The organism is Pseudomonas sp. SIMBA_067 (genome assembly GCF_046534675.1).
Lineage (GTDB): Bacteria > Pseudomonadota > Gammaproteobacteria > Pseudomonadales > Pseudomonadaceae > Aquipseudomonas > Aquipseudomonas putida.
Genome location: NZ_JAWRYH010000749.1, coordinates 1 through 258, shown reverse-complemented (window position 1 = coordinate 258; position 258 = coordinate 1). Strand labels below are relative to the sequence as shown.

The 258-nt window shown below is 43.0% G+C and carries 1 protein-coding gene; it reads left to right on the top strand.

Features of this window, described 5'->3' with window-relative positions; translation table 11 throughout:
* Positions 1–258 (top strand): class I tRNA ligase family protein (locus SB765_RS31170; protein WP_410932698.1); only part of this gene is annotated, 258 nt, incomplete at both ends.

Genomic DNA, 258 nt, shown 5'->3' with positions numbered 1-258 from the left:
AGCTAATCAACCCACGCTCTGTCATGTCGGGTGCTGAGCCTATTTTAAAAGATTCTGAACATTACTTTTTTGACTTACCCGCCTTTGAAGGCATGCTTAAAGAATGGCTACACTCAGGCACAATCCAACAAGAAATGGCGAACAAGCTAGATGAGTGGTTTGCCGATGGTTTGCAGCAGTGGGACATAAGCCGTGATGCTCCTTATTTTGGTTTTGAAATTCCAAACGCACCAGGTAAATATTTTTACGTATGGCTAG